The sequence below is a fragment of the Pantoea sp. SIMBA_079 genome, from assembly GCF_046940275.1.
GTDB classification, from domain to species: Bacteria; Pseudomonadota; Gammaproteobacteria; order Enterobacterales; family Enterobacteriaceae; genus Pantoea; species Pantoea borealis.
Genome location: NZ_JAWRYR010000785.1, coordinates 1 through 244, shown reverse-complemented (window position 1 = coordinate 244; position 244 = coordinate 1). Strand labels below are relative to the sequence as shown.

Annotated in this window: 1 protein-coding gene; it reads left to right on the top strand. The window is 67.2% G+C overall.

Annotated features, from left to right (window positions below):
• On the top strand, window positions 1–244 hold a 244-nt coding region (locus SB719_RS22090; RefSeq protein WP_412160022.1), incomplete at both ends, for an isocitrate/isopropylmalate family dehydrogenase.

Genomic DNA, 244 nt, shown 5'->3' with positions numbered 1-244 from the left:
CGAGCGAGACATTCGCCCGGAGCGCGGCCTGCTGAAGATCCGTTCGCAACTGGGCCTGTTCGCCAACCTGCGCCCGGCCATCCTTTACCCGCAACTGGCCGATGCCTCGTCGCTGAAGCCGGAAATCGTGTCGGGCCTGGACATTCTCATCGTCCGTGAGCTGACCGGCGGCATCTACTTCGGTGCCCCGCGCGGCCAGCGCGAGCTGGAAGGCGGCGAACGTCAGGCCTACGACACCCTGCCG